This window comes from Aeromicrobium sp. (assembly GCF_025965075.1).
Taxonomy (GTDB): domain Bacteria; phylum Actinomycetota; class Actinomycetes; order Propionibacteriales; family Nocardioidaceae; genus Aeromicrobium.
This window is the reverse complement of record NZ_JAOPXQ010000014.1, coordinates 1-8,927: the sequence shown is the minus strand read 5'-3', so window position 1 is coordinate 8,927 and position 8,927 is coordinate 1. Positions and strand designations below refer to the sequence as shown.

General features: G+C 72.1%; 11 protein-coding genes. 4 read left to right on the top strand and 7 right to left on the bottom strand.

The features are described from left to right. Positions 1-238 (top strand): FAD-dependent oxidoreductase (locus JWQ91_RS00850; protein ID WP_297779513.1); only part of this gene is annotated, 238 nt, incomplete at its 5' end. 117 nt (positions 239-355) lie between these two features. Here JWQ91_RS00850 and JWQ91_RS00845 read toward each other — a convergent pair. Both JWQ91_RS00845 and JWQ91_RS00840 read right to left on the bottom strand, forming a co-directional pair. Continuing rightward, positions 356-1,195: a phosphatase PAP2 family protein gene (locus JWQ91_RS00845; protein WP_297779510.1), complete on the bottom strand. Its 840-nt coding sequence runs from the start codon at positions 1,193-1,195 to the stop codon at positions 356-358. A gap of 134 nt (positions 1,196-1,329) precedes the next feature. After that, entirely contained in the window at positions 1,330-2,823 is a 1,494-nt protein-coding gene (locus JWQ91_RS00840) for a helicase HerA-like domain-containing protein (protein WP_297779516.1), read from the bottom strand. Between the two features lie 297 nt (positions 2,824-3,120). Here JWQ91_RS00840 and JWQ91_RS00835 point away from each other — a divergent pair, with 297 nt between their 5' ends. Further along, entirely contained in the window at positions 3,121-3,423 is a 303-nt protein-coding gene (locus JWQ91_RS00835; protein ID WP_297779508.1) for a type II toxin-antitoxin system VapB family antitoxin, read from the top strand. After that, complete coding sequence (locus JWQ91_RS00830; RefSeq protein ID WP_297779506.1) at positions 3,420-3,935, top strand: LytR C-terminal domain-containing protein; 516 nt, start codon at positions 3,420-3,422, stop codon at positions 3,933-3,935. Before JWQ91_RS00835 ends, JWQ91_RS00830 begins: the two co-directional genes overlap by 4 nt. 81 nt (positions 3,936-4,016) lie before the next feature. Here the strand turns inward: JWQ91_RS00830 and JWQ91_RS00825 are convergent, their stop codons facing one another. Next, a complete protein-coding gene (locus JWQ91_RS00825; RefSeq protein ID WP_297779504.1) occupies positions 4,017-5,510 on the bottom strand; it encodes a potassium/proton antiporter in 1,494 nt (497 codons plus the stop codon). Positions 5,511-5,627: 117 nt separating this feature from the next. Between JWQ91_RS00825 and JWQ91_RS00820 the strand changes: the two genes are divergently transcribed. Further along, on the top strand, positions 5,628-6,452 hold the full coding sequence (locus tag JWQ91_RS00820; protein ID WP_297779502.1) for an alpha/beta hydrolase: 825 nt from the start codon (positions 5,628-5,630) through the stop codon (positions 6,450-6,452). A 61-nt stretch (positions 6,453-6,513) separates the two neighbouring features. Here JWQ91_RS00820 and JWQ91_RS00815 read toward each other — a convergent pair whose 3' ends face one another. The 4 genes from JWQ91_RS00815 to JWQ91_RS00800 all read right to left on the bottom strand — a co-directional run. After that, positions 6,514-6,687 (bottom strand): CsbD family protein, encoded by a 174-nt coding sequence (locus JWQ91_RS00815; protein ID WP_297779501.1) that lies wholly within the window; start codon positions 6,685-6,687, stop codon positions 6,514-6,516. Between the two features lie 73 nt (positions 6,688-6,760). Further along, the gene (locus JWQ91_RS00810) at positions 6,761-7,192 is read right to left on the bottom strand and encodes a hypothetical protein (protein ID WP_297779498.1); all 432 of its coding nucleotides are present in this window, start codon (positions 7,190-7,192) and stop codon (positions 6,761-6,763) included. 36 nt (positions 7,193-7,228) lie between these two features. After that, positions 7,229-8,188 (bottom strand): GGDEF domain-containing protein, encoded by a 960-nt coding sequence (locus tag JWQ91_RS00805; protein WP_297779494.1) that lies wholly within the window; start codon positions 8,186-8,188, stop codon positions 7,229-7,231. A gap of 86 nt (positions 8,189-8,274) precedes the next feature. Continuing rightward, positions 8,275-8,927 (bottom strand): aminotransferase class I/II-fold pyridoxal phosphate-dependent enzyme (locus JWQ91_RS00800; protein WP_297779491.1); only part of this gene is annotated, 653 nt, incomplete at its 5' end.

Genomic DNA, 8,927 nt, shown 5'->3' with positions numbered 1-8,927 from the left:
CGACGTGGTCGTGGTCGGCAGGGGATTCGGCGGCGCCGCGACCGCGTTGCGACTCACCGAGGCGGGCCACCGGGTCATCGTCCTCGAGCGCGCGCCAAGCTTCCTGCCGGTCGCCAACCAGGTCACTCGCGCGTACGCCGAGGCGTCCGGCGGCACGCCCTTCAACCTGATCGGCGAGACCCTCGGCGCCGGGGACCGGCCTGGGCGGTGCAGCAGTCGCCCTACCTGGGTGGGTTGAGGCGACTGGTGCACCGGCGCCGACCGGGAAGGGCGAGCCCAGCACCACCCACGCCGGGGAAGGGCGACCCGTGCACCGCCCGGGTCGGTGGGGCCCGGCGCGGATCCACGAACGCGCTCAGCCGGCGGACGACCTGACGCCGTCCGCCAGGGCGTTCTCCGCCCGAGCCTCCTCCGGCGGGGTCTCGTCCGGCCTGCGCTCGCGCTCCCAGGCGATCATCAGCCCGAACGACACCAGCACGACCGCCCAGCCGACGGCGGCGTCGAGGACCCAGTGGTTACCGGTGCCGACGATGACGATGGCCATCACGAGGGCGTAGGCGATGCCGAGCCCCTGGACGATCCTGGGGACTCCGGCGCGGATCAGCACGATCGCGACCCACAACGACCAGCCGGCGTGCAGGGACGGGAACGCCGCGAGCTCGTTGGTGATGTTGCCCATCCCCTTGGGGGCCGAGCCGTTCTGGCTCCACCAGCCGATCCCGGAGTTGAGGCTCAGGATGTCGTGGAAGCCGCCCCCGATGAGCCGCGGCGGCGCGGTCGGCATCAGCAGGTAGCACGTCAGCCCCATCAGCGAGGCGAGCACGAGGGCCCGACGGGCGGTGAGGTACTGGGCCGCGCTGCGACGGTAGATCCACACGAGGGTCAGCAGCGTCACGACATAGTGCGTCGTGGCGTACCAGTAGCTGCTGAACACGGCCAGCCAGCGCTGGTCCAGGAACAGGTCGTTGAGCCAGGACTCGATGTCGAAGCGCCACGACTGCTCGAACGTCAGGATGTCGAGCGCGCGCCCGCGGGCCGGCGCGAAGGCGGTCGAGGCGAACGTCCGGGTGATGCAGTAGCCGACGTAGAGGGCCGCGATGAGCGCGATCTCGACACCGGCGCGACGGATCGCGGGCAGCACGCCACGGGCACGCTGCGATGCGAGCCGGCGATCGTCCTGCGAGGTGTCAGCCACCACTCCTCCTGCGTCCGCACCGGGCTCCAGTCCCGGCGGAGGGCGCCGCAGTGCGCCCTCGATCCCATCATTTCCGTTGTTCTTGCCAGGGGCAACCGGTGAAATCCCTGATTTCTTCCCGACGATGGTCCGGGTCAGCGACGTCTTTTGAACAAGTTCTTGATCAGCTCGCGGGCCAGCGTGCGGCTCGCCTCCCCCACGGCCCGGTCGACCGGCGACATCCGGCGCGACCGGGACCTCGTGCGGGAGGACGCGCGGGTCGTCGAGCGCGGCGCCCGCTTCTCGAGCCGCTCGGCCTCCTTCTGCACCCGTACGTCCTCGGCCGCGCGGTCCGCGGCCGCCTGGGCGGCGGCCCCCTTGGCGGCGAGGATCTCGCTGGCGGACTCCGGATTGACCGCGGTGCCGTACTTCGCCAGCAGCGGCGAGGCCGTCACGGCGGCCGCGATCTGATCGGCGGGCGTCGGGTCCATCGAGCCCTGCGGTGCGCGCAGCCGGGTCCACGCCACCGGGGTCGGTGCGCCCTTGTCGCTCATGACCGTGACGATCGCCTCCCCGATGCCGAGCGAGGTCAGGACCTCCTCGAGGTCGTACGTCGTGTTGGGATAGGTCGACACCGTCGCCTTGAGCGCCTTGGCCGCGTCCGGGGTGTGCGCCCGCAGCTGGTGCTGCACGCGCGACCCGAGCTGGGCCAGCACGTCGCTGGGGACGTCCTTGGGCGTCTGGGTCACGAAGAAGATGCCAACCCCCTTGGACCGGATCAGCCGCACGGTCTGGGTGATCGTCTCGAGGAAGTCATCGGACGCGTCGGCGAACAGCAGGTGCGCCTCGTCGAAGAAGAAGACCAGCTTGGGCTTGTCGGAGTCGCCGACCTCGGGCAGCTCCCTGAACAGCTGGCTGAGCAGGTACATCAGGAAGGTCGAGAACAGCGCGGGCTTGTCCTGCACGCCCGGCACCTCGAGCAGCGACACGATGCCGCGCCCGTCGGGGGCCGTGCGCAGGAAGTCCGACACGACGATCTCGGGCCGGCCGAAGAACTGGTCGGCGCCCTCGTCAGCGAACGCGATGAGCTCGCGCAGGATCACGCCGACCGTCGCGGCGGACAGGCCGCCGAGGTTCTTGAGCTCGGCCTTGCCCTCGGCGCCCGTGAGGAACGTCAGCACGTCCCGCAGGTCGGCGAGGTCGACCAACGGCAGGGAGGCGCTGCGGGCGTAGTGGAACACCAGGCCCAGCGACGACTCCTGTGTGTCGTTCAGCCCCAGCACCTTGGCCAGCAGCGTCGGCCCGAAGCCGTCGATCGTGGCGCGCACCGGGAGGCCGTGGCCGATGCCGCCCAGCGCGAAGTACTCGGTCGGCGAGGCGACCGGCTGCCAGTCCTGCCCGATGCTGCGGGTGCGCTCGAGCAGCTTGTCGTTGGGGGTCCCGGCGGTCGCGATCCCGGACAGGTCGCCCTTGATGTCGGCGGCGAACACCGGGACGCCGTGGGCGGCGATCTGCTCGGCGAGCACCTGCAGGGTCTTGGTCTTGCCGGTGCCGGTCGCCCCGGCGACCAGTCCGTGCCGGTTGAGCATCGCGAGCGGGATCCGGACCTGCGCGTCGGGGACCGGGCCGCCGTCGACCAGTGCGCCCATCTCGATCGCGACGCCCTCGAAGGCGTAGCCGGCCTTGACGATCTCGACGATCTCGCTGTCGGGGGCGCTCGGGGGCGTGGCGGGGGGCGCCGGCCGGACCGGCTCGGCATCGGCCGTGGACCGGGCCTGTGCGGCGACGGCGGCGAGCTCCTCGGCCTTCTTGCGGGCCGCCTCGGCGGCCACCTGGGCGTCGGCAGCGGCCTGCGCTGCGGCGGCGGCTGCGGCTGCGGCCTCGTCACTCGTCGTCATGGGCCCACGCTACCGCCAGCATCGGACTCGTCTGTCTACACTGGCCGGGTGATCTTCAGGAGGGTGAGCGAGGGGCGCCCCTATCCGGACCACGGGCTGACGCAGAGCTCGTGGGCCGAGATCTCCCCCTCGCAGGTGCGCCTGGACGACCTGACGACGACCAAGACACAGCTCGACCTCGAGCTGCTGCTCGCGGACGACTCGACCTACTTCGGTGACCTGTTCGCCCATGTCGTCAGCTGGCAGGGCGAGCTGTACCTCGAGGACGGCCTGCACCGCGCCCTGCGCGCCGCCCTCCAGCAGCGCAACATGCTGCACGCACGCGTCCACTCGATCGGCAAGCACCTGTGAACGCCGGCACCCGGGCCCTGACCCTCGCGCTGTCGGCCGTGGTCTTCGTGGCCGGCGGAGTCATCGGCTTCCGGCTGCTCACCGCCAGCGCCGACACCGCGGACGCGGCCCCGACGTGCACGCCCAAGATCGTGCCCAAGGGCGAGCAGCTGGCCAGCAACCTCGTGACGGTCAACGTCTTCAACGCCTCGGCCCGGTCGGGCCTGGCCAACCGGGTCCTGATCAACCTGCAGGCCAACGGCTTCCTGCAGGGCGAGATCGGCAACAGCACGAGCAAGACCAAGCCGCGTCGCGTCGCGATCCTCACCAACGACCGCAAGGACGCGCGCGTACGCCTCGTGGCCGCGCAGTTCCGCGACAAGGTCAAGTACGCCGAGCCGGACGTCACGGTCGAGGAGGGCGTCGTCGTCGTGATCGGCGACGACTACACCGGCCTCAAGAAGAAGCCCCGGACCACGGCCCGGGCGAGCGGCGACATCTCGGTCTGCGAGCCCGTCGTCCCGCTGCCGTAACCCCCTGGGGCGGTGCGCTGGCGTCCACTCCGGCCCCACTCTTGGACGCTGGCGCACCGCGCACCGCTCACCGGGTCTCGACTAGGTCGTGGAGTCCTGGCCCCAGCCGGCCAGGCGGCCGTGGCGACCCACGGCGTGCAGGCGGTCCTCGGTCTCCTCGCGCACGGACCGCTCCGCGACGATCAACAGGTCGTCGTGGATCGCGATGCGATCGGTCCGGTGCGGGACGAACGTCCGGTCGTCGCGGACGATGAGCGACACCGAGGCACCGATCGGCAGCCGCAGCTCGCCCATCTCGACACCGGCGAGCTTCGAGCCCTTGGGCACCCGGATCTGGAGCAGGTCCGCCGACACCCGCTCGAGCGGCGCGGCCTCCACCTCCACGTCGCGGGCCGCGTCGGTCAGGACGCCGCACGCCGCCGCGAGCTGCGCCAGCGGCGCGGCCTGGACCAGCGTGTAGATGACGACCGCGACGAACACGGTGTTGAACAGGTCCCGGGACCCCGGCACGTCCGCCGACAGCGGGATCGTGGCGAGGACGATCGGGACGGCTCCGCGCAGCCCCGCCCAGCCGACGAACAGCTGCTCACGCGGACTTCGCCCGAACCACACGGCGCACGCCATGACGGTCAGGGGCCTGGCCACGAACGTCAGGATGGCGCCGATCAGGATGCCGTGGCCGATGTGCCACCACTCCAGCTCGTCGGGGGTCGCCAGGAGTCCCAACATCACGAACAGGCCGATCTGGGCGAGCCAGCCGATGCCCTCGACGAACGAGCGGGTCGCGGTCCGGTGCGGCAGGTCGGCGTTGCCGAGCATCAGCGCGGCGACGTAGACCGCCGCGAACCCGCTCGCGTGGATCGCGGCGGCGGAGCCGTAGGCCAGCACCGCGAACGCGAAGACGACGAGCGGGTAGAGGCCCGAGGCGGGCAGGGCGACCCGGCGCAGGAGGAAGCCGCCGAGCCAGCCGATCGCGATGCCGAGGATCGCGCCCACGACGAGCTCGAAGACGATCAGGCCGATGAGGTAGCCGACGCCCTTGTCCGCGACCTCTCCCGCGCTGATCGCGACGACGAGCACCACGATGGGGGCATCGTTGAGGCCCGACTCGGCCTCGAGCGTCCCGGTCACCGACGACTTCAGCGGCACGGTCCGCAGGACCGAGAACACGGCCGCCGCATCGGTGGGCGTCAGGACCGCGGCGAGCAGGACCGCCAGCTCCCAGTCGAGGTGGAGGAACAGGTGCGCCCCGGTCGCCACCACCAGGACGCTGATCGCCGACCCGAGGGTCGCCAGCAGCAGCCCGTAGCCCAGATTGGGCCGCACGTGCGCCCACTTGGTGGTCAGACCGCCCTCGGCGAGGATCAGCACCAGCCCGCCGAAGCCCAGGGCGTGCGCGAGCTCGGCGTCGGCGAACTCGATGCCGAGGCCCGAGCTGCCCAGCAGCAGGCCCAGCCCGAGGTAGACCAGGAGCGACGGCAGACCGATCGTGACCGACAGCCGCACGGCCAGCACGGCCAGGATCAGCACACCGGCCCCGACCAGCAGATAGCGGTCGAGGTCGTGAACGTCCACAGAAGCTCCTTCCATGGACTCGACGTGTTCTGATTCTATCGGTCGCCGACCCGGCGCCCGCCCCCCGTCCGCGCGACTGGGGTGGCGGGAAGGACGGTCCTCCGGTGGGATGGCACGGTGGACCGACGGCGCGCGATCAGCCTGATGGCTGCGGGTGTCCTCGCCGCCTGCTCGACGTCCGACGGCCGGACCTCGACCCGCAAGGAGGACCCCGTGGAGACCATCACGTACGGCCCCGACCCGGCCCAGCGCGCCGAGCTGACCCGACCGGCGGGAGGGTCCAGGGGCGTCGTCGTGATCCTGCACGGCGGCTTCTGGCGGGCGCAGTACGACCTCGGGCTCGGCCGGCCCCTCGCGACGTCGCTCGTCGCGGCGGGCTGGACGGCGTACAACGTCGAGTACCGCCGGGTCGGCAACGGCGGCGGGTGGCCTGCGACGTTCGACGACGTCTCCGCGGCGATCGACCGGCTCGCGACGATCGAGGGGATCGACACGACCAAGGTCATCACCCTGGGCCACTCGGCGGGCGGCCACCTCGCGGTGTGGGCGGCGGGCCGGGGAACGCAGTCCGGCCCGGCCTGGGCTCACCCGGCGGTCCGGATCACCGCGGCCGTCTCCCAGGCCGGGGTCCTCGACCTCGGGGCGGCGACCCGGCTCGACCTCGGCGACGGGGCGGTCCAGGCGCTGATGGGCGGGGCCGTCGACGACCGGTACGCCCTGGCCGACCCCACGACACAGCTCCCGCTGTCGGTGCCGGTCCGGTGCGTGCACGGCTCGTCGGACGACATCGTGCCGCTGAGCCAGTCCGCCGACTACGTCGAGCGGGCGCGGCGCGCGGGGGCCGACGCCGAGCTGACCGAGGTCGACGGCGACCACCTCGTCGTGATCGACCCGGACTCGGCGGCGTGGGCCCGCACGTTGACGATCCTGGCGACCCTCTGATCCTCAGCCGGACGCAGAAATGCCCCGGCACGAGGCCGGGGCACCTGCGATGGGGTGATGCTCAGTGCTTGAAGGCGTCCTTGACCTTCTCGCCGGCGCCCTTGAGATCGGCCTTGGCCTGGTCGCCCTTGCCCTGACGCTCGAGCTCGTCGTCATCGGTGGCACCGCCGACCGCTTCCTTGGCCTTGCCCTTGGCGTCCTCTGCAGCGTTGCTGATCTTGTCGTCGAAGCCCATGAGGGAGTCCTTTCGTCGGGTGACTGGACTGATGAGTACCCGTTCCTCGCGGCCCCAATCCGGGTGCGGCCGATCAGTCGGGGCGCGACTCGTGGTGCCGGCGGCCGTGCGTGCGCCGGTCCTCCTTCATCTCGGACTCGAACACGTGGCGCCGGCCCTCGGCGAGCTGCTCGCGCGCGCGGCGCTCGTGCCCGGTGAAGGCCGCGTAGTAGCCCGCGTCGTAGTCCTCGACGACCTGGAAGGACCACCGCCCCTCGATGATGTTGCGCCCGACCAGGTCGGCGTCGATCTCGTCGGCGAGACCGGCGTGCCCCGCGGTTCGCAGCAGGTCCACCGCCTTGCCCAGCATCAGGTCGGCCGTCCCGCACCGGCGGTGGAAGGCGTACAGGTGCCCGCGGGCCTCCTCGACGACCTCGAGGGCCTCGCTCAGCTTGCCGAGGGCCTCGACCGTCGCGTCGTCGACGCCCGGGGGGCGGAGATGGTCGTCATCAGGTCGTTCGCTCATGCCAGCACGTTAGGCGCGAACGCCCCGACCGGCACCTCAGGTGTGCTGGCGGGTGGCCTTCTCGACGTACATCCGCTGGTCGGCCCGCTCGAGCATCGACGCGAGGGTGTCCCCCGGCTTGAGCTCGGCGACACCGGCCGACCACGAGCCCCGGGAGTTGGCCGCGAGGCGACGGACGATCCGCTCGGCCTCGGCCTTGGCCGTCGACGGCAGCACGAAGAGGAACTCGTCACCGCCGGTACGTCCGACGGCGTCCCGCCGGCGGACGCCGTCCTGCCAGTGCCGCGCGACGGTCACCAGCAGCTCGTCGCCGGCGCGGTGCCCCTGGGTGTTGTTGATCGTCCGCAGCCCGTCGAGGTCGACCGCTGCGACCGACAACGGCTCGCCCCGCCGCTCGGCGCGCGCCATCTCGCGCTCGAGGACCTCGGTGATGCCGCGGAGGTTGTGGGCGCCGGTCAGCGGGTCGACCCGGGCCACCCGGTCCATGCGCTGCTTGATCCGGGCCAGCACCTCCGCCGCGACGATGGTCTGGACGACGAGCGACGCCGCGAACGGGACCAGGGACGGGTCGGACCGGTGCAGGATCGCGGCCATCCACCAGGCGGTGCCGGCGTAGAGCACGACCCGGCCGTGGACGGGCGGGAGGAACCAGAGGGCATACACCGCGACGATCGGCAGGGCCGTGCCGTTGGCGAACGCACCGAGCTGCAGCGGCGTCGTCCAGGTCAGCCCGCCGATGCTCGCGACGTGCACGATCGTCATGACGAGCGCCTCGGCGCGGGAGAACCGGTGACCGCGCACGAGCGTCCAGGTGAAGAACACGACCGCCAGGACCGCGAGGGACGTGATGACCCAGCGCGGGTTGCGCCCCGGCTGCCACGAGATCGCGCTGGCCGCGAGCAGGACCGCCCCACAGCCGTACATCACCGCCGTGGCGGCCGTCAGCGCCGGCAGGGCGCGCAGCCCTGCCAACATCCCCTCGCCCCTGGTCTCCATGTGGATCTCCCTTGGGGGGAAGCCTAGGAGCCCGTGATCCGGAAAGGCTGTGAACGCGGGCGAATGGTCCGGGTGGGCCAGCCCGGTCAGGACCTAGGTCCTGTCGTGGTGACCCGGCCCATCCGGGTGATCGCCTCGGTCAGGATGTCGGGCGTCGTGGCGAGGTTGAGGCGCACGTGGCCGGCCCCGCCGGTCCCGAACGGCAGGCCCGAGTTGACCGCGACCCGCCCCCGCTGGAGGAAGGCCGCCGCCGGGTCGTCGCCCAGCCCCAGGTCCCGGCAGTCGAGCCAGGCCAGATAGGTCCCCGGCCCGCCGTCCCAGCGCACGTCGGGCAGGTGCTCGGCGAGGAGCTTGGCGAGCAGCGCGCGGTTGTCGGCGAGATCGGCGTGCAGCGCGTCGAGCCACGACCGGCCGTCGCGCAGCGCGACGGTGTGGGCCAGCACGCCGAGGTGGCTGGGGCCGTGGGACACGATCTCGGGCAGGCGCGCGAGATCGGCGGCCGACCGCGGCCCCGCCACGATCAGCGCCGCCTTGAGACCCGCGAGGTTCCACCCCTTGGAGGCCGACGTCACGACCAGGGCGTCCTCAGAGACGCTGAGGTAGGGCACGAAGCCCTCGGCGACGAGCGGGCCGTGGATCTCGTCGGCCACGACGCGGACGCCGTACGTCGCGGCGAGCGCTGCGACGGCAGCCAGCTCCTCGCGGGTGTGCACGACGGCGGTCGGGTTGTGCGGGTTGC

Excerpts from the sequence above, each read along its gene's own strand:
- JWQ91_RS00840 (WP_297779516.1), bottom strand. The coding sequence starts at position 2,823 with ATGGGCGCACTGGTCGACGGCGGCCCGGTCCCCGACGCGCAGGTCCGG.
- JWQ91_RS00815 (WP_297779501.1), bottom strand. The coding sequence starts at position 6,687 with ATGGGCTTCGACGACAAGATCAGCAACGCTGCAGAGGACGCCAAGGGC.
- JWQ91_RS00810 (WP_297779498.1), bottom strand. The coding sequence starts at position 7,192 with ATGAGCGAACGACCTGATGACGACCATCTCCGCCCCCCGGGCGTCGAC.
- JWQ91_RS00805 (WP_297779494.1), bottom strand. The coding sequence starts at position 8,188 with ATGGAGACCAGGGGCGAGGGGATGTTGGCAGGGCTGCGCGCCCTGCCG.